The organism is Mesorhizobium loti CJ3sym (genome assembly GCF_000472785.1).
Classification (GTDB): domain Bacteria; phylum Pseudomonadota; class Alphaproteobacteria; order Rhizobiales; family Rhizobiaceae; genus Mesorhizobium; species Mesorhizobium loti_E.
This window is the reverse complement of record NZ_AXAL01000014.1, coordinates 109369-130185: the sequence shown is the minus strand read 5'-3', so window position 1 is coordinate 130185 and position 20817 is coordinate 109369. Positions and strand designations below refer to the sequence as shown.

Sequence of the window (20817 nt, the reverse complement as noted above, 5' to 3'; positions counted from 1 at the left end):
ACGATGAGCGAAGACATCTACGACCCGGTGTTCGTCAAAGGTGTCTTCGATCGTTGTTCCGACCAGTACGTCACCTTCAGCTGGATATGTTCATTCGGCTTTACCGAGCGCTGGCGCCGGCAATGCGTCGAGCTGATGCCCGAGCCGCCTGCTTCGGAGCCGAAGGGCTACGATCTGATGGCCGGCACCGGCGAGGTCTGGCCGCATTTGCTCAAACGCTTTCCCGGCATTGGTTCGATAACGGCGGTCGACATCTCGTCGGGAATGCATCAGCGCGCGATGGAACGCCTGCACGCGCACCGTGCCCACAAGATCGCCTTCATCGAGGACGACGTTCTGGCCAGCGACCTGCCGAAAGAAAGCGCCGATTTCATCATTTCCACGTTCGGACTGAAGACCTTCAATGGCGCGCAGCATGCGAAACTCGCAAAGGTGGTCGCGCACTGCCTCAAGCCTGGCGGCGTCTTTTGCATGATCGAAGCGTCCGACCCGAAAGGGTGGTGGTTGAGACCGCTTTATCTCTTCCACTTGAAGGTCATGCTGCCACTGATCGAAAGAACGCTGCTCAGGGGCGCGCAGGATTTCGCGAAGATCGGCACCTACTCGACCAATTTCGGCGACGCCTCCGCCTTTGCCGAAATGCTGCGGGCGGAAGGGCTGCACGTCGAATTCAAACGCTTCTTCTTCGGCTGCTCGACAGCGGTTGCGGGCAGCAAGCCGGCCGCATTTGCGCGGTCATGAAAAAAATGCAGACATGGCGCCCGATGCGGGCGGGGCCGGGGGAATCATCATGGCGGTAGAGACAGTGCAGCGTGCATCCGGGCGCGGCATCTGGGGATGGATGTTCTTCGACTGGGCGGCGCAGCCATTTTTCACGGTCGTCACCACCTTCATCTTCGGTCCGTATTTCGTCTCGCGCATGGCAAGCGATCCAGTCACCGGCCAGGCGGTCTGGGGCTACGGCATCGCTGCCGCCGGGCTGGTCATCGCGATACTGTCGCCGATCCTCGGTTCGATCGCCGACCAGACCGGGCCGCGCAAGCCGTGGATCGGATTTTTCGCCGCGATCAAGATCACCGGCCTCACCCTGCTTTGGTTTGCGGCGCCCGGCTCGAACCTGTTCCTGATCGTGGCGCTGTTCTCGCTGGCGTCGGTAGCTGCGGAATTCTCCACGGTGTTCAATGATTCGATGATGCCGCGGCTGGTGCCGAAGAGCGAGATCGGCCGCATCTCCAACATGGCCTGGGGCCTCGGCTATCTCGGCGGCATGATCGTGCTGATCTTTGTCGTCACCTGTCTCGCCGGCTCGCCGGAAACCGGCAAGACGATCATCGGCATCACTCCGCTGTTCGGGCTCGACCCGAAGCTCGGCGAGGATGCGCGCGCCACCGGGCCGCTGTCGGCCGGCTGGTATTTCCTGTTCATCCTGCCGATGTTCTTCTTCACACCGGATGCCATCAAGGGCATCCCGATAGGGCCGGCGGTGCGCGAAGGCCTGTCGGAATTGAAGTCGACTCTGGTCGAGGTGCGCAAGCGCGGCGGCATCTTCCGCTTCCTCGTCGCCCGCATGATCTACCAGGACGGCGTCAACGCGCTGCTGGCGCTCGGCGGCACGTTCGCGGCCGGCATGTTCCACTGGTCGATCACCGAGATCGGCATGTTCGGCATCATCCTCAATGTCGTCGCCATCTTCGGCTGCTGGATCGCGGCGCGGCTCGACACCGCGCTTGGCTCCAAGGCGGTGGTGATGATTTCGCTGGTCTTGCTGTCCATCGCCACCATCGGCGTGGTGTCGACCGGTCCGGGCTTCACGCTGCTCGGCCTGATCCAGCTCTCGACAGCCGACTCAGGTGGTCTGTTCGGCACTGCGGCCGAGAAGGCCTATATCATGTACGGCTTGCTGATTGGCGTGGCTTTCGGGCCGGTGCAGGCGTCGTCGCGCTCCTACATGGCGCGCAGCGTTACGGCCGCGGAATCCGGCCGCTATTTCGGCATCTATGCGCTGGCGGGACGGGCAACCAGTTTCCTGGCACCATTCCTGGTCGCGACGATCACCGCGCTGAGCGGCTCGGCGCGGCTTGGAATGGCTGTCATCATCCTGTTCCTGGCGATCGGCATGGCGATTTTGGTTCGCACGCCCTATCCGGCGGATCGGCCGGAGGAGTAGCGCCACTTCCTTCCCCCCTTGTGGGGGAAGGTGGCCTCGCTAAGCGAGGTCGGATGAGGGGTGTTCCAGGGAACACCAGCGTCTCACTCCGCTGGAACACCCCTCATCCGTCGCCTGCGGCGACACCTTCTCCCGCAGGGGGAGAAGGAAGAAGGCGCTCAGTGCCGGAAATGCCTGATCCCCGTAAACACCATGGCAATACCGTGTTCATCAGCGGCGGCGATGACGTCCTTGTCGTTCATCGAGCCGCCCGGCTGGATGACGGCGGTGGCGCCGGCGGCGACCGCGGCAAGCAAACCATCAGCGAAGGGGAAGAAGGCGTCGGAGGCGACGACCGAGCCTTTGGTGAGCGGTTCTGCCATGCCTGCGGCCTCAGCGGCATCAAGCGCCTTGCGGGCGGCGATACGGGAGGAATCGACCCGGCTCATCTGGCCGGCGCCGATGCCGACGGTGGCGCCGTCCTTGGCATAGACAATGGCATTCGACTTGACGTGCTTGGCGATGCGGAAGGCGAATTTGAGATCGGCCATCTCGGCCGGTGTCGGTGCGCGTTTGGTCACCACCTTCAGTTCGAGGTCATCGATCACGGCATTGTCGCGGCCCTGGACGAGCAGGCCGCCGGCGACGGATTTGACCGTCGTGCCGGGCGAACGCGGGTCCGGCAGGCCTGCGGTAACCAGCAGGCGCAGGTTCTTCCTCGCCGCGACGATTGCCACTGCCTCGTCGGTCGCATCGGGCGCGATGATGACCTCGGTGAAGGTTTTCACGATCTCTTCCGCCGCCTCGGCATCGAGGGTGCGATTCACAGCCACGATGCCGCCGAAGGCCGAGACCGGGTCGCAGGCGAGCGCCTTGCCATAGGCTTGTTTCAGCGAGGTGCCTTCAGCGACGCCGCAAGGGTTGGCGTGCTTGATGATCGCCACCGCCGCGGAGTGGTCGGGATCGAACTCGCCGGCCAGTTCGAAGGCGGCGTCGGTGTCGTTGATGTTGTTGTAGGAGAGCTGCTTGCCCTGCAACTGCCGTGCCGTGGCGACGCCCGGCCGCTTGTCGCCATTGACGTAGAAACCGGCGCTCTGGTGCGGGTTCTCGCCGTAGCGCATCACCTCGGCCAGCCTGCCGCCAAAGGCGCGCCAGGTCGGATGCTCGATCTCCAGCGCTTCGGCGAACCAGCCGGAGATCGCCGCGTCATAGCTGGCTGTGCGGGCAAAGGCCTTGGCCGCCAGCTTCTTGCGGAAATCCAGCGACAGCGAGCCGATGTTCATCTCCAGTGCGTTCAGCACCGAGGCATAATCGCCTGGGTCGGTGACGATGGCGACATAGGCGTGGTTCTTGGCCGAGGCGCGGATCATCGCCGGGCCACCAATGTCGATGTTCTCGACGATCGCGGCATAGTCGGCGCCGGAGCGACGGACTTCCTCGAACGGATAGAGATTGGAGACGAGGAGATCGATCGGTTCGATGTGGTGTTTGCGCATCGCCGCCGCATGCTCGGGGTCGTCGCGCACGCCAAGCAGCGCGCCATGCACCGACGGGTGCAAGGTCTTGACGCGGCCGTCCATGATCTCTGGAAAACCGGTGAGCTCGGAGACGTCGCGCACCGCCAGACCCGCCTCGGCAATCGCCTTGGCGGTGCCGCCTGTCGAGACCAGTTCGACCCCGGCCGCAGCCAAGGCCCTGGCGAAGTCGATGAGGCCGGTCTTGTCGAAAACGGAGAGCAAGGCACGGCGCACAGGAACGAGGTCCGGAGCGGGAATGTTCTTGGCGGCGACGGCCATGGGCTGGCGGCCTTTCACGGCTGGTGTGATGGATGCCCGCGCCGTAGCACATGATACCGGGAAATCAAACCGGAAGCCTGCCTGGCTGGCCCGCTCAGTTGTTTTCCGGATAGCCGGCGATGCTGGTGCGGGTCAGCTGCCAGTGGACTTCGGTCACTTCCGAGGCCTTGAAGGCAAGCACGATCTGCCGGCTGCGGCGCGGGCCGCCAAGGCCGGCGAAATAGATCGATTCCTCGACCTCAGGCACGACTTCCGCACAGGTGAATACCCAGGTATCGGCCAGATCGGCGGCCAGGACCAAACGATCGTGCTCGTCCTGCAGCAGATTGATGTCGGGGTGGACATGGAAGCGCACGGTGATGAAGTCACGGCCATTGTTGCGGATCGCGGCATTGCCGGGCCGCTGGAACCGGTCCCTGCCCGCTAGCACGTTGCCATTGGAGGAGAGCTTCAGCTCGCGCTCGTGCAGGAAGCCAAAGCGCGGGACGTAGCCGTCATGGCGGGCGACGAAACCGTGAACGCCCTTCTGGTCGATGCGTTTGCACTGCATGTGCTGCGGGCCGCCGATCAGCGGCGAGCCGAGCAGGTCGTTGACCCGTATCGAATGGCTGAAGCGCGCCGACGAGGTGTCGTTGATGGTGGCGGTCGAGTGCGCGGCGGTGGCGCGCGCCAGCGGCCGGAACTCGGCGGCGCCATAGGTGTCGATGCCGGCATTGACGATGTAGTGCTGGCGACCGGACGACAGTTCGAAGGCGAGGCAGCCGGCATGTGCTGCGTTTGACACGTCGACCGGCGGCGGCAGGCCGGTGTCGGCGATCACGGTCGTGCCACCCATCGACAGCCGCTCATAGCCCGAATGCGGCGCATGCAGCAGCGGCGCGCCGGCGGTGTCGTCATGGCGCAATATGGTGGCGATGCGGTCATGGATGGTGGCGCCCATGCCGTTGAAGCGGGCAAGGCTGCCGTCCTGGTGGCGGAAGAAGCGCAGCGCCGGCAGCATGCGGTCGATGGCGCCGATCAGCGCCTGCGGCGGAGTTTCCGCCTGGTTGGCATAGGTCTGGCGCAGCGGCAACAGGTCGGCGAGGATTTCCAGAACCGCCATCGGATTGCGCGAGATATGGCCGCCATCGGCGAGGATCTGGCGGTTAAGTTCCTCGGCGAGGTTGCGGGTGGCGCCGCGCAGCGCCGAGGCAGGCGCCGGCAGGGAAAGGGCGGCGAAGGCCAGCGCGATGCGGGCACGCAGCCGGTCCTTGCCGTCGGGCATTTCGCGCGCCATCGATCTGAGGTAGCGGATCTGGACAGCCAGCGATTTCAGGAAGGCGCGGTAGAAGGGGAACTCGGCCCCCTGCAGCACGACGGAGGAATGCTGCAGCCAGGCGATGATGCGCTTCGCCGTCGTGCCGGGCTCCCAGGCGACGCCGGCAATGTTGTTGCCATGCATGGCGATCCAGTCGGACACCAGCGCGCGGGCATTGGCGGCGGCAAGCTCGGTGCCGGCGGCGCGCATGTGGCGCAGCCAGCGAAAACCATGCAGCGTCTTTTGCCAGCCATGGTTGGGCACATTGATCTGGAATGGCGATTTGCCGCCGGTTTCGACCAGATGTCCCGACAAGGGATAGCGGCCGTAATAGATCTCGAGCGCGATCTGCGGGTCGGCGAGGCGCAGGTCCGGCGGCGCGATCAGGACGCGTTCGGGCGTGCGGCCGGAATAGCGCCAGCGATAGACCGGCCCGGCACGCAGGCGCCGGCGCGTCTTGCGCCAGAACTCCTTCGCGACGAGCGTCCACAGACGCGTCGTGTTGCCGGCAGCAAGTGCCAAAACCCCTCCTGAACGTCCTCTACCCCAGCGCCGAGTTTACATGATTGAACGAGTCGTGCGAAGGCGAATTCCTGGGAAGGGATACGGTCCCCCATACCCTCCCTAAAAAAGTCAGCAAATACGGATAGTTAAATCGTTAGGTGGCTCGGCGCATACGCGCGGCGAAGAAGCCATCCAGACCCGAGCGCTCCGGCGCGCCGAGGTCGAGATCGGCGGGCGTGGTGCGCAGTGTGCCTTGTTTCGTGAGGAACGAATCGATGCCGGCGATCTCGCCTTGCCGCAGCGGATCGTCAACCACATCAGGCGTCGCTTTGAGGAAAGCGCGATGGAGATCCTCGCCTTCCAGCGGATCGAGCGAGCAATTGGAAAAGACGATCCGTCCGCCGGGCTTGACCAGCGTGACCGCGCGGGCGAGCAGCCTGCGCTGCAGGTCCGCGAGCTTTTCGACATCGGCCGCCGTCTTGGTCCATGGCACATCGGGATGCCGCCGCACCGTGCCGGTCGACGAACACGGCGCGTCGAGCAGCACGGCGTCGAACAGTTCTTTCGGCTCGTATTTGATGAGATCGGCCTGGACGATGTCTGCGGCTAGGCCAAGGCGGTCGAGATTTTGCGCCAACCGTGCCAGCCGGTTCTTCGAGGTGTCGACGGCGGTGACCCTGGCGCCGGCCAGGATCAACTGGGCGGTCTTGCCGCCGGGTGCGGCGCAGAGGTCGGCAACGCGCAATCCGCTGACATCGCCGAACAGCCGCGCCGGCAAGCTGGCCGCCGCATCCTGGACCCACCACGCGCCTTCCGCGAAGCCGGGCAGTTCGGTGACGGCGCCGGCAAGATTTTCCACGCGCACCGTGCCGGTCGGCAGCACGATGCCGCCGAGTTTTTCGGCCCAGAGTTCGGGATCGGCCTTGACCGAGAAGTCGACTGGCGCCTCAACGCGATGCGCTTCGAGAATTAGCTTCGCCTTATCGGCGCCGTAGGTGGTCTTCAGCCGGTCGGAAAACCATTTTGGCGCTTCGTCGGTCGCGGCCAGAGCAGCTGGCAATTCCGCGTCCTTGGCGCGCGCCAGCGTGCGCAGCACGCCGTTGACGAGGCCGGAGAAGCGCTGCGTGCGCGGATCGGACTTGGCGTGCGTCACGGCAAGGTCGACAGCGGCGCTGTCGGGAATGTCGAGGAACAGGATTTGCGCTGCCGCCACATGCAGTATGTGAGACAAAGCGGTGGCGTTGGGCGGTAGCGGCTTTTCCAGCCTGCGCGCCAGCAGCCCCGTGATGGTCATGCGGAAGCGTAGTGCGGTGACCAGGATGGCGCGCACCAGGCCACGGTCGCGCAGATCGAGCGCCTTGTATTGCGGGTGGCCGTTCTCGTGGTCGGTCAAACCGTCCAAAGGCGTTCTTGCGTCGATGACGGCAGCGAGCAGCCTTGCCGCTGCCTTGCGGGCTGCGAGACCGGCAACGAAATCGCCGCCGTCCTTGTGGTCCTGATCGCCTGAGCCTGTGGGTCGAGGATCTCTCACGCTCACGACCACCGGCCTTTAGGCCCGGTCGGGTTGCGACCCCACGGATTGGACTTCGGCTTCTCAGGCTCCGCCGGCAACTCGGGTTGCGCGACCTGACCCCACGGGCCGGACGGCTGTTGTTCCTCGGCCTGCCGCTGCGCGGGTGCTTGGCGCGGAGCGGTCTTGATGTCCCCGTCCTCCATGTCACGTGCCATCGCCTGAAGCGCGGCGATGCGGTTGTCGGTGCTCGGGTGGGTGGAGAACAGGCTGTCCATACGCTCGCCGTGCAAGGGATTGATGATGAAGAGATGCGCCATCGCAGGATTGCGCTCGGCATCAGGGTTGGGGATGCGTTCTGCTCCACGGGCGATCTTGTCAAGGGCGGAGGCCAGCCAGAGCGGGTGTCCACAGATTTCGGCACCGCGCCGGTCGGCCTCGTATTCGCGGGTGCGGCTGACCGCCATCTGCACGATCATGGCGGCAAATGGCGCCACGATCATCGCCGCCAGCACGCCGACAAAGCCGAACGGGCTGTTGTTGCGGTTGCCGCCGAGGAAAAAGGCGAAATTGCCGAGCATCGAGATGGCGCCGGCAAAGGTGGCGACGATCGTCATGGTCAGCGTGTCGCGGTGCTGGACGTGGGCGAGCTCGTGCGCCATCACGGCCGCGACCTCTTCATGGGTCAGCCGCTGCAACAGGCCGGTGGAGGCGGCGACCGCCGCATTCTGCGGGTTGCGGCCGGTGGCAAAGGCGTTCGGCTGGGGATTGTCGATCAGATAGGTCCTGGGCATCGGCAGGCCGGCCTGCTTGGCCAATGCCTGGACGATGGCGTAATATTCCGGCGCGTTCTTCTCGTCGACCTCGACGGCATGGTTCATCGACAGCACCATCTTGTCGGCATTCCAGTAGCTGAACAGGTTGGTGCCGGCGGCGATCACCAGAGCGATCATCATGCCGCCCGAGCCGCCGATCAGGAAGCCGACGCCCATGAACAGTGCCGTCATGGCGGCCAGAAGCATGGCGGTGCGAATGGTGTTCATCGTCTGCTCCTGTCCAGATAGCTGTGAAAAGGGGTCGATCGTCCTGGGTTCATGGCTATATGATGGGAAACGCCTGCCCCTGTTTCAATCTGCGGGGAATATCGCATGACCGATGAAACCAGCAAAACGCCCGCCGGCTCGGATGACGACGCGTTGCCAAAAGAGCTGACACCTGCCGCCCGTCGCGCGCTGGCCGAGGCCGAGGCACGGCGCACCGCATACCGCGAGAAGGAAGCCACGCTGCCGAAGGAGATCGGCGGCCGTGGCGGCAAGGAGCCCGGCCGCTACGGCGACTGGGAAGTCAAAGGCCTGACCAGCGATTTTTAGGGATTGATCTAGGCTGCATTGCGCCGAGGCTGCAGTGCAAGCCAGCCGCGCTCATCCACGGTGATGCCAACATTGTTGTAACCCGCAATCGCGGGATGCGGCGTCGCGATTGGATGCTGGTGCGTGGCGTTGATCACCATGACCGAAGCTTGCGCCGCCTCGGCCGCCGCGATGCCGGCCGGAGCATCTTCGAACACCAGGCAGTCGCGCGCGTCGACGCCCAGCTGTTTTGCACCAAGCTGGAAGCAGTCCGGCGCCGGCTTGCCGCGCGAAACATCTTCCGCGGCAACGAGCACTGCGGGGACGGGAATGCCGGCAACCTTCATGCGTGCAAGCGCCAGCGAGCGTGGCGCCGAGGTCACGATCGCCCAGCGTTCCGGAGGCAGCGCCTTGAGAAACGCCACGGCACCAGTGATCGGGAGAATGCCATCGAGATCGGCGGCCTCTGCTTTCAGCAGCACGTCGGCCTCATGCGCGGGGTCGACGCCTGGAAGGGCAAGGCGGCCGACCGTCTCGATCGCCCGCACGCCATGGATGGTCGGCAGGAAGGCGGCGACGTCGAGGCCATGGCGGCGCGCCCAGTCGCTCCAGACCCGCTCAGCCGAGGCGATGGAATTGATGACGGTGCCGTCCATGTCGAAGAGGAAGGCGGCAAACTTTCTGCCAGCAAACATGATTTTCCTTGAAATAGGGAAGGTGTCGAGGGAGCGCCCAACCGTAACGTCCAGGCGCTTGCATGGGAAGGCGCGGCCGCGTCTTTTCGACGGTCCAGGGAACCACGGCAAACCTGCGACGTTTGACCAGAACTGTTTTTCCTGACGATCGAAGGGGACCTGCAATGCTGATCCGGCTCGGCTACGAAATCGCCATTGAATGCACCGAAGCCACTCCTGTGATTTCGCTGCTCGAGATCCACAAGGACAGGCAGGCCGATATCAAGCGGCAAACGCGCGTTCTGACATCGCCCTCGGTGCCGACGAAGCTCTACCAGGATGTGCACGGCAACGCCTGCCGCCGTTTTACCGCTCCCGCCGGCGGCTTTCGTATCCTTTATGATGCCGTCGTCGAAGACGGTGGCGAGACGGATGAGGTCAATACGCTCGCCAGGGAAGTGCCGGTGGCGGAGTTGCCCGACGAAGCCCTGATCTATCTCCTGGGCAGCCGCTATTGCGAGACCGATCATCTCAGCGGGATGGCTTGGCAATTGTTCGGTCAAGTCCCTGCGGGATGGGCGCGGGTGCAGGCGATCGTCGACTATGTCCATAACCGGCTGTCTTTCGGCTATGGCTACGCGCGCTCGACCCGTACGGCCGCGCAAGCGCATGAGGAACGGGTTGGTGTGTGCCGCGACTTCGCCCATCTGGCGATCACGCTCTGCCGCTGCATGAACATTCCGGCGCGTTATGTGAACGGCTATCTCGGCGACATCGGCGTGCCGGCCGATCCGGCGCCGATGGATTTCTCGGCCTGGATGGAGATCTTCCTCGACGGCAAGTGGTACACGTTCGATCCACGCCATAACCAGCCCAGGACCGGCCGCGTCGTCATCGCGCGCGGTCGCGACGCCACCGACGTGCCCTTGCTGCACAGCTTCGGCCCGCACCGGCTCAGCCTGTTCAAGGTGTGGACCTATGAACAGGAAGGCAATCTGTTCAATCCGCCTCATCACGGCATCGACAGGACGGCCAGCGCGCAGATGCTGGCGTAGTCCTTCGTAGCGTTCTGCGTCCCAAATCTCGGGACAATTGGTCCGCTTCGGCACAGCAGGCCTGTGCCGCAACAGGACGTCGCTAAGCGTTCCGCGATTGCCAGGCTTCGAGCATGGTAAGCGGTTCGTAAACATGGCCGAAGCCGCGTTTCCCCGTTTACCGGTCATTCACCTTTGTAAAGAGCGAAATCCAGTAAAAACAACGGGTTGAGAACGACGAGCCGGTTCTGGCGCGTTGCGGGCGTCGTCCGGCTGGAATCCTGCATTGCCTTCATTGCGGCGACGAGGCCGAGGCATGCGGAGGCTGTTGGATGCGAAATTACGGGGGTCTTGTTCACGCGGTCGGCGGGTTCGCCAGACACAGCGGTGGAAATTTCGCAATCCTGTTCGGCCTTGCTGCCTCGGTCTTGGCGCTAGCCGCCGGCTTCTCGGTCAACATCTCACAGCTCTACAATGCCAGATCGAGCCTGCAGGGTGTGGTCGACGCCGCGGTGACCTCGACGGCGCGCGACATCACGACCGGCGCCATTAAGGAAGCCGATGCCAACAAGTCGGTGAAGGCTTTCCTTGACGCCAATGACACCGCCGGAATTCTGCAGCCTGGGCAGATCGTCCTTGACCAGCTGGTCGTCGACAAGATCGCCAAGACGGTGCAGGTGGACGCCCATGTCGATGTCCCCCTGTTCTTCCCGATTTTCGGCAGCGGCGATACGAGGCGCGTCACCGCTTCGACGACATCGCTTTATTCGGACAAGACCATCGAAGTGGCGATGATGCTCGATGTCACCGGCTCGATGGCCGGTCAGAAAATCAAGGATCTGAAGACTGCCGCGGCCAATGCGGTGGACAGTTTCCTGGGCAGCCAGGATCCGAACAAGCCACGGGTTCGCGTTTCGATCGTGCCCTATGCCAATTCGGTCAATGCGGGTCAGCTTGCCGCCAGCAGCGTTTACGTCGAAACCAACGCCAGCCAGCGCAAACAGGCGCCCGGCAATGCAAGTGTCCAGCTGGCTTCGGCTTCGCCGCGCCCAGACAATTGCGCCACCGAACGCAAGGGGATCGATCAGTATTCGGATGCGGGTCCTGACTCCAGCATGGTCAATCGGGACTTTCTGTTGTCGGGCTTTGCCACGAATACACGCACGGCCGCTTGCCCGGTCGCCGCACTCGTCCCTTTGACGGCCGATGCCACCACGCTCAAGAATGTCATCAGGGATCTTGTCGCTTCAGGCGGAACCGCCGGCCATATCGGCGTCCAGTGGACATGGTACATGCTCTCGGAAAGCTGGGGCAGCGTGCTCAATGCTTCGCAGCGGCCAGCCAAGTTCGATCCAAAGAAGGTTGGCAAGTACGCGATCCTTATGACGGACGGCGAATTCAACCTGTCCTATTTCGACGCCACCAGCGTTGGCGAGGTTTACAATGATGCCGGCAAGGAAACGACCCGCACGGCGGCGACAAAACTCTGTGCTGCCATGCGTGACAAAGGCATAGAGATTTTCACGATCGGCTTCAAACTCGATGAGCCGAATGCCGCTTCGACACTCCAGAGTTGCGCCAGCCCCGATACCGGTTCGGTCAAGCACTTCTACCAAGCCGCCGACGGCGGCGAACTGGATGCCGCCTTTCAGACGATCGCCCGCAATATCGAAACCCTTGCGTTGACGAAGTAGGACTTAGCACAAAAGGAAAAGGCCGCCGCTTCTTTCGAAGCTGGCGGCCTTCCGTGTTTCCGTCCGTGGCGCGGCCTGTGGCTGCAACCCCTTGGGGTTACCCGCCGCGCATCTCGCGCCTTAACGGGAAGACTGCTTCCCGAAAGTGCAATCCTGCGAGGCCACGTTCTGGAAAACGAAATCACTCGACATCGGATCACCTCCTTTCGATTTGTTGAACACACACTCATGATGGGGTGCGTCGCAGCAAATGACAAGTGCCATGCAAAAAAAGGCACTCCTGTCGGAAAATGCCGCCAACCAGATCCGCATCCCTCGGCTTGCAGTCCACGGCTCAAACGGACAAGATCGGGCATCGGGCCGTGGGGGGGGAACGAGCATGGACGCCACCGAAAGAGCAGCGCGCATCGTCCGAACGGTGATCGAGGCCCTGAAACCAGGCTTTGCCGTCAGGCTGTGGACCGGCGAGCGGATCGGCCCCGCCGGCGGTCCGGTGCTTGCCATCAACGATCAGGACATCGTCTGGCAGCTGGCCCGCCGGCCGAATTTCTCGACGCTGCTGGAAATGTGGATTTCCAGGACGATCGACGTCGAGAACGGATCGCTGTTCGATCTCTATGCTTTGCCGTCACAGGGAAAGCTACGGTTGAAGGCGTTGCCGAAGCTGGCGATCCTGCGCGACCTGCCCGCCGTTCTGTTCTCGCGACGACAGATGACGAAGCGGTCTGATCTTGCCGGCCGCAATCCTTTCGTCAGCGGCTCCAACAAGCAGGCGATCGAACATCACTATGACATTTCGAACGCCTTCTACCGGCTCTTCCTCGATGAGCGCATGGTCTATACCTGCGCCTACTTCACCGATTTCGCCAATGGCATCGACCAGGCGCAGAAAGACAAGCTCGACCATATCTGCCGCAAGCTGAGGCTGAAGCCGGGTGACCGGCTGCTCGACATAGGCTGCGGCTGGGGAGCGATGCTGATCCATGCCGCCAAGCATTATGGCGCCATCGGCCATGGCGTCTCGCTGTCGCAGGAACAGACGCTTTTGGCACGTGAACGCATCCGCGCCGAAGGGCTGGAGGACAAGATCATCATCGACATCAAGTCCTACACCGATCTCGACGGCAGTTACGACAAGATCTCGTCCATCGGCATGTTCGAGGCCGTCGGCCTTGCCAACCACGCCACCTATTTCTCGACCGTGCACCGGCTGCTGAAGCCGGGCGGCATCTATTTGCACCACGCCATCACAAGGCGCGGCAAGGGCGGCACGAGGAAGACGCTGCGCAAGGGCGCGGAATACAGGGCGCTGATCAAATATATCTTCCCCGGCGGCGAGGTCGACACGATCGGCATGACAACAGGCAATCTCGAGGCGCATGGATTTCTCGTCGCCGACGTCGAGAATCTGCGCGAGCACTATGCCCGCACCTGCAGGCTGTGGGCGGAGCGCCTGCATGCGCGATTCGATGAGGCCATCGCCGAGGTCGGCGAACCCAAGGCGCGGCTATGGCTGCTCTACCTGACCGGCTGCTCGATCACCTTCGATCGCGGCTCGGCGCAGATATTCCAGACTGTCGCCACCAAGCGCGCGCGGGGCCCGAGCGGCCTGCCGCCGACGCGGGCTGACCTGTATCGATAGCGAGCGACCCGCTCGCGCCTATTCCGCAAGGCCAAGCGAGGCGATGTAAGCCGCGGAAGCCAGTATCTTGGACTTGTCCTTGATCTCGATTATGAGGCGCGGGTTGCTTTCGAGCTTGGCAAGCGCGGCAAACACCGAGCGCCATGGAAGCGTGCCTTCACCCAGGCTCCAATGGCGATCGGCATAACCGTCGGCATCCTGCAGGTGGACGTGACGCAGGCGGTTGCCGGCGGCGTGTATATAGTAATCAACCGGGGGAGCACCGGTCGAGCCATGGGCATAATAGGCGTGACCGGTGTCTATGGAGACGGCGACCGCAGGTGAGTTGAAGCTGTCGGCCAACGCCACGCGGATGTGCGGGTCCTTGTCCTCGATGTTTTCCAGCACCATCGTGCAGCCGATGTTCTCGGCCTGCCTGACGGCATCGCGAAGCGTCAGATGGCAGTACTTGATTATCTTCTCCCGCTCGCCGGGATTGTTGTCGAGATTGTTATAGGACCACGTCGTATAGGGGCTGTGGACGACCATATGCGTCGCGCCGATGGCGGCGCAGACCTCAATACCCTGGATGAGACGTTTGCTGACGACAGCGCGGATATCGGGGTCCTGCGAGGCGATGGTGAAACCCCAGAAAGGCCCGTGAATGCCGAGCCGGCCTTCATGTCCGTCGAGAAGCTTGTTGGCGCGGGCGGCGAGCGGTGCCCAATCGCCATTGAGGACATCAGCATCGGCGAAGCTCTGCAGTTCCAGGTCGCGCTGCTTTTCGAGAAGCCAGCCACGGTGGGTTTCGACGTCGGCCAGCGTCATGGCGGCGCCAAGAATGGGTAGGGAGGTCATCGGGACTCCGGTTGATAAGATTTCAAGGTGTCGGGCAGCAAGACAGATCGCGCCGAGGCTGTATGACGCCGTTTTCTGTCATGCATATTACACGCTAAGCCAATCCCGCGACGAGGCGCCGGGACTGCCCTAGACGAACCGCATCGTCGCGCCGACCTCGACCCGCGCCGGCCGGTCCACCGTGCAATAGACGCCGAGATTATGCGCGTTGTGGCGGACCAGGTTGCGCAGGATTCCAGCATCGTGCTCGAAGCCGTCCTGGCTGATGATGGTGAAGCCGCAGCGGCGGCACGGTTCGGAGATGGTCACCAGCAGGTCGCCGATGGCGAGCTTGCGGCCGATCCATTCGGTCTCGGGAAACGAGCCTTCGACCGCCGCCATGTCGACGACGATGTTGGGGCGGAAGCGGCGCGGGTCTGGACTGCCTTCCGGATGCAACGCCTTCAGCCTTGCCAGTGATGCCGTGGTCAAGAGATGGATCGGCGCCTTGCGGTAGCGCGCCGCGGTCAGCGGGCCGGTATAGCCGGGCGCGATGTCCTGGCTGAATGGCCGGATCGAGGCAGCAAAGCCAAGATAGGCTGAGACGGCGTGGTCGCATTCGGCACCTGGCACGGCCAGCCAGTCGCCGTCGGGAACGGCGATCTCCAGGTCTCTATCGCTGGTCAGCCGGGTGCGGATGCGCGGCACCTTGTGCCATTTCACGTCGCGATCGGGCCGGGCGATCTCGTTGTCCGAGACATCGACGAGGCCGAACATGCGGTCGCCGTCGATGGTCTCCAGACTGACTGAAATCGCGTCCTGGCGCTCTCCGGCAAGCGAACTTGCTGGATAGCGCCACAACTGGGTGACAGAGCCTAGTGCCGCCTCGTTCCGCATCAGCCCTTCTTGTTCTGTCGGTTGGCGATGAGGTCGTCGACAACGGCCGGATCGGCAAGCGTCGAGGTGTCGCCGAGCGCGGCAAAATCATCCTCGGCGATCTTGCGCAGGATGCGGCGCATGATCTTGCCCGAGCGCGTCTTGGGCAGGCCGGGCGAGAACTGGATCTTGTCGGGCGAGGCGATGGCGCCGATCTCCTTGCGGACATGGGCGATCAGCTCCTTGCGCAGCTCCTCGGTCGGCTCGACCCCCTTCATCAAGGTGACATAGCTGTAGATGCCCTGGCCCTTGATGTCGTGGGGATAGCCGACGACGGCGGCCTCCGAGACCTTGTCATGGCTGACCAGTGCCGATTCGACTTCCGCCGTGCCCATACGGTGGCCGGAGACGTTGATGACATCGTCGACGCGGCCGGTGATCCAGTAGTAGCCATCGGCATCGCGCCGGCAGCCGTCACCGGTGAAGTACTTGCCCTTGTAGGTCGAAAAATAGGTCTGCACGAAGCGGTCGTGATCGCCATAGACGGTGCGCATCTGGCCCGGCCAGGAATCGGTGATGCAGAGATTGCCGTCGGCGGCCCCTTCCAGCACCTTGCCTTCACCGTCGACCAGTTGCGGCTTGACGCCGAAGAAGGGCCGAGTCGCCGAGCCGGCCTTGAGGTCGGTGGCGCCGGGCAGCGGCGTGATCAGGATGCCTCCGGTCTCGGTCTGCCACCAGGTGTCGACGATCGGCACCTTGCCGTTGCCGACGACGTTGAAATACCACTCCCAGGCTTCCGGATTGATCGGCTCGCCGACCGAGCCCAGCACGCGCAGCGACTTGCGCGATGTCTTCGTCACCGGGCCGTCGCCGGCGCCCATCAGCGCGCGCAGCGCCGTCGGCGCGGTGTAGAAGATGTTGACCTTGTGCTTGTCGATGACTTCCCAGAAGCGCGACTGCGACGGGTAGTTCGGCACGCCCTCGAACATCAGCGTAGTGGCGCCGTTGGCGAGCGGGCCATAGACGATGTAGCTGTGGCCGGTGACCCAGCCGACATCGGCGGTGCACCAGTAGATGTCGCCGTCATGGTAGTCGAAGACATATTGGTGCGTCATCGAGGCATAGACGAGATAGCCGGCGGTGGTGTGCAGCACGCCCTTCGGCTTGCCGGTCGAGCCCGAGGTGTAGAGGATGATCAGCGGGTCTTCCGCCTTCATCTTTTCGGGCTTGCACTCAGGCTTAACCGTCGCGACCTCGTCGTGGTACCAGAGGTCGCGGCCGGGCGCCCAGCCGATCTTGCCGCCGGTGCGGCGCACGACGACGACGTTCTTGACCATCACATCCTGCCTGGCGGCGATGTCGATGGCCTTGTCTGTGTTTTCCTTCAGCGGGATCGGCTTGCCGCCGCGCAGGCCCTCGTCCGACGTGATGACGAAGGTCGATTCGCAATCGACGATACGCCCGGCCAGCGCATCGGGCGAAAAGCCGCCGAAGACGATCGAATGGATGGCGCCGATGCGCGTGCAGGCCAGCATCGCATAGGCGGCTTCCGGGATCATCGGCATGTAGATGGTGACGCGGTCGCCTTTCTTGACGCCGTGCTTCTTCATCACATTGGCGAGCCGGCAGACATGCTCGTAAAGCTCGTTGTAGGTGATCTTCTTGTCGTCGTAGGGGTTGTCGCCTTCCCAGATGATGGCGGTCTGGTTGCCGCGCTTCTTCAGGTGGCGGTCGATGCAGTTGTAGGAAACATTAGTCAGCCCGTCCTCGAACCATTTGATCGAGACCTTGCCGTCGAAGGAGGTGTTCTTGACCTTGCTGAAGGGCTTGAACCAGTCGATGCGCTTGCCGTGCTTGCCCCAGAACTTGTCCGGATTCTTGATGCTGTCGGCATACCATTTGAGATACGTGTCGTTGTCGATCAGCGCATTCTTCTTCCACGCCGGCTGGACGCGATGGACATGAACTTCGGACATTCCTGACTTTCCTCCCGAACCTTTACGCCGGCTTGAAACGCCGGCGGGATCGCGGCGACGCAGCCGCGAATTCGCCGGCATTATTACCAGTTCCGCCGTGACGGCAACATTAGACGTTCGGTTTGCGTGGCGGGATGCCGCACGGGCATCGCCAAGTGCTGTCAGCACTCGGCCTAGCTCGCTGCTAACTGTATGTTTTCGCGTCGAAAAGCCTGTTTCGATCAGGAAAAATCAATAGACAGTTAAGCAACGGCGCGCACAATCTGACGTTGGGAGGAAAGGAGACTCAACCTGGGGACCGCCATGCGCGACCATTCCGAAATGGACCTGATGCTCAAAGGCTATGGCCTGACCACGGCCAAGATTCTCTATCATTTTCCCGATCATCCGCACCTGCTGCAGAGCTTCATCTGGCAGGACTACGACCTGGCGCCGAAGTTTCCGGTGCTGATCCGTTTCATCGAATTCTGGAAGGCCAAGCTCGACGGGCCGCTGCACTCGGTCGTCTACACGCACCAGAAGCTGATCGCGCCGAATGAATGGCGCAAGGTGGATGGCGAGTTCGTGCTGCACTGAGCGTGCCGCAGACGGTCTGTTTCCATTCTCGCGCGGCGACAGCAAGGCGGCTGTCGGCTATCCTCAACCGGCGGCGCGGCAAGGCAGGGTGCCCAAAGCGGCGTTCGCGATTGGGAGAACGGACATGACCGCTTTCGACTATGCCGCGCTGCTGCTTCGGGTCAGCGTCGGCGGCCTGTTTCTTGCCCATGCCTATCTGAAATACTTCGTCTTCACGCCCAAGGGCACGACCGACTATTTCCAGTCGCTCGGCGTGCCCGGCTATTTCGGCTTGATTTCCATTGCCGCCGAAACGGCTGGCGGGCTTGGCCTGATCTCCGGCGTCGCCACGCGGCTGGCGGCCATCCTGCTCATTCCCCTGATGGCGGGCACGATCGTGCTCGTTCACGGCAAGAACGGGTTCTGGTTCACCAATGCGGGCGGCGGCTGGGAATATCCGGCACTGTGGATCGTCTGCCTGGTCGTTATCGCCTTGATCGGCAGCGGCCAGGCGGCACTTTGGCCGATCTGGGGATAGGGTGTTTCCGGGTGCCCGGGTCGCGCGTCACGCGGCCCAGGCAAGGAGATGTCAGACCGCTGGCGGGTTCAGCCGGGCAAAGCCTTCCTGGCGGCGATAGGGGAAATACGGGTAGGGCGCGGTGACTTCGCTTGCCGCGTCGAGTTTTTTTACCTGTTCCGGTGTCAGCATCCAGCCGACGGCACCGAGGTTCTGCCGCAGCTGCTCCTCATTACGGGCGCCGATGATGACCGATGACACGGTCGGGCGCTGCAGCAGCCAGTTGATGGCGATCTGCGGCACGGTCTTGCCGGTTTCCTGCGCCACCGCGTCAAGTGCGTCCATGACCCGGTAGAGATGCTCGTCCGCGACCGGCGGACCGAAGCTTGCGGTGTCATGCAGCCGGCTCTTTTCCGGCAGCGGCTGGCCACGGCGGATCTTGCCGGTCAGCCGGCCCCAGCCGAGCGGGCTCCACACCAGCGCGCCGACGCCCTGGTCGAGGCCGAGCGGCATGAGCTCCCACTCATAGTCGCGGCCGACCAGCGAATAGTAGACTTGGTGCGCGGCGTAGCGCGGGTAGCCGTGGTTGTCGGCTTCGGCCAGCGACTTCATCACTTGCCAGCCGGAAAAATTCGAGACGCCGACATAACGCAGCTTGCCGGCGCGCACGAGGTCATCCAGCGTCGACAGCACCTCGTCGATCGGCGTGCCGGCATCGAAGGCGTGGAGCTGCAACAGGTCGATGTAATCGGTGCCGAGGCGCTTCAGCGCGGCGTCGACGGATTTGATCAACCGCGAACGGGAGGAGCCGCAATCGGCCGGGCCGTCGCCCATTGGCAAAGAGGTCTTGGTCGAGATCAGCACGGCATCGCGACGGCCGTTTATCGCTTCGCCGAGCACCTCTTCGGAAGCGCCGTTCGAATAGACGTCGGCTGTGTCGAACAGATTGACGCCTGCCTCCAGGCAGATGTCGACGAGCCGCCGCGCTTCCTTGGCGTCGCTGTTACCCCAGGCGCCGAACAGCGGACCCGAGCCGCCGAAGGTACCGGCGCCGAAGGAGAGTGCGGGCACTTTCAGGCCCGATGCACCGAGACGTCGATAGTCCATTTTCTTACTCCTGGTGGTGTGAAAGGGAGGGTGTCGAAAGCAAACCGGTTTGCGGAAGGCGTCAGGACCGGACGGAGACAGGCGCGCCGAGCGCGTTGGTACGGTCGAGGCGTAGCGCCAGTCCCGCCACGCCGAGTGCCGCGACCGGCAGCAAGGCGGCGACCCAGGTGAGCGAACCCAGGCCAAGGCCATGGGCGATGACCGCGCCGCCAAGCCAGGCGCCGGCGGCGTTGCCGAGATTGAAGGCGGCGATGTTGAAGGACGAGGCGAGGCTCTGGCCGGCCCCTTGTGCCTTCTCCAGCACCCACATCTGCAGCGGCGCCACGGTGGCGAAGGCGGCGGCACCGAGCAGGCCGACATAGATGACGGCCATGATTTGGCTGTGGATGGCGAAGCTCATGGTTGCCAGCACCAGGGCCAGCACCACGAGGCTGCCGAGCACCGCCGGCACCAGCCAGCGGTCGGCAATCTTGCCGCCGGCGAGATTGCCGGCGATGAGGCCGCCGCCGAAGACGAGCAGGATCGGCGACACGGCTGTTTCCTTGAAGCCGCTTATCTCGGTCAGCAAGGGAGCGATGTAGGTGAAGACGGCAAAGACGCCGGCATAGCCGAGCACGGTGGTGGCAAGGCCGAGCAGGACCGGCGTGCGGCGCAGCACGGCGAGATCGGCGCGCAAATCGTTCTTCTCGGGCGCTGCCTGGCTGCGCGGCACCAACGCCAGAATAACGGCGAAGGCCGCCAGACCAACCACGGTCACCGCCCAGAAGGTGACGCGCCAGCCGAAAGCCTGGCCGAGCCAGGTGCCGAAGGGCACGCCGAGGATGTTGGCGATGGTCAGGCCGGTGAACATCAGCGCGATCGCCGAAGCCTTCTTGTTGGGCGCGACCAGGCCGGTGGCGACGACCGAGCCGACGCCGAAGAAGGTGCCGTGAGCGAAGGCGGTGATGATGCGTGCGCCCATCAGCGTCCAGTAGTCGGGCGCCAGCGCACAGGCGAGATTGCCAATGGTGAAAATCGCCATCAGCGCCAGAAGGACCGTCTTGCGCGGCCAGTTGCCGGTGGCGATGGTCAACAAAGGCGCGCCGATGACGACGCCCAACGCATAGCCTGAAATCAGCTGGCCGGCGGCCGAGATCGAGACGCCGAGATCTTTGCTGACATCGAGCAGCAGGCCCATGATGACGAATTCGGTGACGCCGATGCCGAAGGCGCCGGCGGCGAGGGCATAGAGAGCAAGAGGCATGGCGGTTCCCACTTCGAAGGTGACGAGCGCCTTGTCCAAATCCGCGCCCCGACCGGAAAGATCGTGTTGCCATGCACTGTG

General features: G+C 63.4%; 18 protein-coding genes. 8 read left to right on the top strand and 10 right to left on the bottom strand.

Going from position 1 to position 20817, the window contains the following annotated elements:
* The first annotated feature begins 3 nt into the window (after positions 1-3).
* Positions 4-741 carry a class I SAM-dependent methyltransferase gene (locus tag A3A9_RS0120475; RefSeq protein ID WP_027060441.1) on the top strand — a complete coding sequence of 246 codons (738 nt, stop codon included), beginning with the start codon at positions 4-6 and terminating at the stop codon, positions 739-741.
* A 49-nt stretch (positions 742-790) separates the two neighbouring features.
* The gene (locus A3A9_RS0120470) at positions 791-2167 is read left to right on the top strand and encodes an MFS transporter (protein WP_027060440.1); all 1377 of its coding nucleotides are present in this window, start codon (positions 791-793) and stop codon (positions 2165-2167) included.
* A gap of 158 nt (positions 2168-2325) precedes the next feature.
* On the opposite strand, the gene purH is transcribed toward A3A9_RS0120470, so the two are convergent.
* The 4 genes from purH to htpX all read right to left on the bottom strand — a co-directional run bounded on the left by purH (position 2326) and on the right by htpX (position 8296).
* Complete coding sequence (gene purH, locus A3A9_RS0120465; RefSeq protein ID WP_027060439.1) at positions 2326-3942, bottom strand: bifunctional phosphoribosylaminoimidazolecarboxamide formyltransferase/IMP cyclohydrolase; 1617 nt, start codon at positions 3940-3942, stop codon at positions 2326-2328.
* A 94-nt stretch (positions 3943-4036) separates the two neighbouring features.
* Positions 4037-5761, bottom strand: a complete 1725-nt coding sequence (locus tag A3A9_RS0120460) for a heparinase II/III family protein (protein ID WP_027060438.1) — start codon at positions 5759-5761, stop codon at positions 4037-4039.
* A gap of 136 nt (positions 5762-5897) precedes the next feature.
* On the bottom strand, positions 5898-7286 hold the full coding sequence (locus A3A9_RS0120455) for an RsmB/NOP family class I SAM-dependent RNA methyltransferase (RefSeq protein ID WP_027060437.1): 1389 nt from the start codon (positions 7284-7286) through the stop codon (positions 5898-5900).
* Positions 7277-8296, bottom strand: a complete 1020-nt coding sequence (gene htpX / locus A3A9_RS0120450; RefSeq protein WP_027060436.1) for a zinc metalloprotease HtpX — start codon at positions 8294-8296, stop codon at positions 7277-7279. The genes A3A9_RS0120455 and htpX overlap by 10 nt, the downstream gene beginning before the upstream one ends.
* 105 nt (positions 8297-8401) lie before the next feature.
* Between htpX and A3A9_RS0120445 the strand changes: the two genes are divergently transcribed.
* The gene (locus tag A3A9_RS0120445; RefSeq protein WP_027031749.1) at positions 8402-8623 is read left to right on the top strand and encodes a DUF1674 domain-containing protein; all 222 of its coding nucleotides are present in this window, start codon (positions 8402-8404) and stop codon (positions 8621-8623) included.
* Between the two features lie 8 nt (positions 8624-8631).
* On the opposite strand, the gene A3A9_RS0120440 is transcribed toward A3A9_RS0120445, so the two are convergent.
* Positions 8632-9297 (bottom strand): HAD-IA family hydrolase, encoded by a 666-nt coding sequence (locus tag A3A9_RS0120440; protein WP_027060435.1) that lies wholly within the window; start codon positions 9295-9297, stop codon positions 8632-8634.
* 164 nt (positions 9298-9461) lie between these two features.
* Between A3A9_RS0120440 and A3A9_RS0120435 the strand changes: the two genes are divergently transcribed.
* The 3 genes from A3A9_RS0120435 to A3A9_RS0120425 all read left to right on the top strand — a co-directional run bounded on the left by A3A9_RS0120435 (position 9462) and on the right by A3A9_RS0120425 (position 13646).
* A complete protein-coding gene (locus A3A9_RS0120435) occupies positions 9462-10331 on the top strand; it encodes a transglutaminase-like domain-containing protein (RefSeq protein WP_027060434.1) in 870 nt (289 codons plus the stop codon).
* Positions 10332-10642: 311 nt separating this feature from the next.
* The gene (locus A3A9_RS0120430) at positions 10643-12004 is read left to right on the top strand and encodes a pilus assembly protein (protein WP_027060433.1); all 1362 of its coding nucleotides are present in this window, start codon (positions 10643-10645) and stop codon (positions 12002-12004) included.
* 379 nt (positions 12005-12383) lie between these two features.
* Entirely contained in the window at positions 12384-13646 is a 1263-nt protein-coding gene (locus tag A3A9_RS0120425; protein WP_027060432.1) for an SAM-dependent methyltransferase, read from the top strand.
* A gap of 18 nt (positions 13647-13664) precedes the next feature.
* Here the strand turns inward: A3A9_RS0120425 and A3A9_RS0120420 are convergent, their stop codons facing one another.
* The 3 genes from A3A9_RS0120420 to acs all read right to left on the bottom strand — a co-directional run bounded on the left by A3A9_RS0120420 (position 13665) and on the right by acs (position 17314).
* The gene (locus A3A9_RS0120420; protein WP_027060431.1) at positions 13665-14483 is read right to left on the bottom strand and encodes a sugar phosphate isomerase/epimerase family protein; all 819 of its coding nucleotides are present in this window, start codon (positions 14481-14483) and stop codon (positions 13665-13667) included.
* A gap of 129 nt (positions 14484-14612) precedes the next feature.
* Positions 14613-15359, bottom strand: a complete 747-nt coding sequence (locus A3A9_RS0120415; RefSeq protein WP_027060430.1) for an MOSC domain-containing protein — start codon at positions 15357-15359, stop codon at positions 14613-14615.
* Positions 15359-17314, bottom strand: coding sequence for an acetate--CoA ligase (gene acs, locus A3A9_RS0120410; RefSeq protein ID WP_027060429.1), 1956 nt, complete (start codon positions 17312-17314; stop codon positions 15359-15361). Before acs ends, A3A9_RS0120415 begins: the two co-directional genes overlap by 1 nt.
* A gap of 303 nt (positions 17315-17617) precedes the next feature.
* On the opposite strand from acs, the gene A3A9_RS0120405 reads away from it, so the two are divergent.
* Positions 17618-17890 carry an usg protein gene (locus A3A9_RS0120405; RefSeq protein WP_027060428.1) on the top strand — a complete coding sequence of 91 codons (273 nt, stop codon included), beginning with the start codon at positions 17618-17620 and terminating at the stop codon, positions 17888-17890.
* A gap of 124 nt (positions 17891-18014) precedes the next feature.
* Complete coding sequence (locus tag A3A9_RS0120400) at positions 18015-18407, top strand: DoxX family protein (RefSeq protein ID WP_027060427.1); 393 nt, start codon at positions 18015-18017, stop codon at positions 18405-18407.
* 51 nt (positions 18408-18458) lie between these two features.
* Here A3A9_RS0120400 and A3A9_RS0120395 read toward each other — a convergent pair whose 3' ends face one another.
* Entirely contained in the window at positions 18459-19493 is a 1035-nt protein-coding gene (locus A3A9_RS0120395; protein WP_027060426.1) for an aldo/keto reductase, read from the bottom strand.
* A gap of 61 nt (positions 19494-19554) precedes the next feature.
* Positions 19555-20736 carry an MFS transporter gene (locus A3A9_RS0120390; protein ID WP_027060425.1) on the bottom strand — a complete coding sequence of 394 codons (1182 nt, stop codon included), beginning with the start codon at positions 20734-20736 and terminating at the stop codon, positions 19555-19557.
* Positions 20737-20817: the final 81 nt, after the last annotated feature.

Coding starts and splice junctions, on each gene's coding strand:
- A3A9_RS0120475 (WP_027060441.1), top strand. CDS start 4: ATGAGCGAAGACATCTACGACCCGGTGTTCGTCAAAGGTGTCTTCGAT.
- A3A9_RS0120470 (WP_027060440.1), top strand. CDS start 791: ATGGCGGTAGAGACAGTGCAGCGTGCATCCGGGCGCGGCATCTGGGGA.
- purH (WP_027060439.1), bottom strand. CDS start 3,942: ATGGCCGTCGCCGCCAAGAACATTCCCGCTCCGGACCTCGTTCCTGTG.
- htpX (WP_027060436.1), bottom strand. CDS start 8,296: ATGAACACCATTCGCACCGCCATGCTTCTGGCCGCCATGACGGCACTG.
- A3A9_RS0120445 (WP_027031749.1), top strand. CDS start 8,402: ATGACCGATGAAACCAGCAAAACGCCCGCCGGCTCGGATGACGACGCG.
- A3A9_RS0120440 (WP_027060435.1), bottom strand. CDS start 9,297: ATGTTTGCTGGCAGAAAGTTTGCCGCCTTCCTCTTCGACATGGACGGC.
- A3A9_RS0120435 (WP_027060434.1), top strand. CDS start 9,462: ATGCTGATCCGGCTCGGCTACGAAATCGCCATTGAATGCACCGAAGCC.
- A3A9_RS0120430 (WP_027060433.1), top strand. CDS start 10,643: ATGCGAAATTACGGGGGTCTTGTTCACGCGGTCGGCGGGTTCGCCAGA.
- A3A9_RS0120425 (WP_027060432.1), top strand. CDS start 12,384: ATGGACGCCACCGAAAGAGCAGCGCGCATCGTCCGAACGGTGATCGAG.
- A3A9_RS0120420 (WP_027060431.1), bottom strand. CDS start 14,483: ATGACCTCCCTACCCATTCTTGGCGCCGCCATGACGCTGGCCGACGTC.
- A3A9_RS0120415 (WP_027060430.1), bottom strand. CDS start 15,359: ATGCGGAACGAGGCGGCACTAGGCTCTGTCACCCAGTTGTGGCGCTAT.
- acs (WP_027060429.1), bottom strand. CDS start 17,314: ATGTCCGAAGTTCATGTCCATCGCGTCCAGCCGGCGTGGAAGAAGAAT.
- A3A9_RS0120405 (WP_027060428.1), top strand. CDS start 17,618: ATGCGCGACCATTCCGAAATGGACCTGATGCTCAAAGGCTATGGCCTG.
- A3A9_RS0120400 (WP_027060427.1), top strand. CDS start 18,015: ATGACCGCTTTCGACTATGCCGCGCTGCTGCTTCGGGTCAGCGTCGGC.
- A3A9_RS0120395 (WP_027060426.1), bottom strand. CDS start 19,493: ATGGACTATCGACGTCTCGGTGCATCGGGCCTGAAAGTGCCCGCACTC.
- A3A9_RS0120390 (WP_027060425.1), bottom strand. CDS start 20,736: ATGCCTCTTGCTCTCTATGCCCTCGCCGCCGGCGCCTTCGGCATCGGC.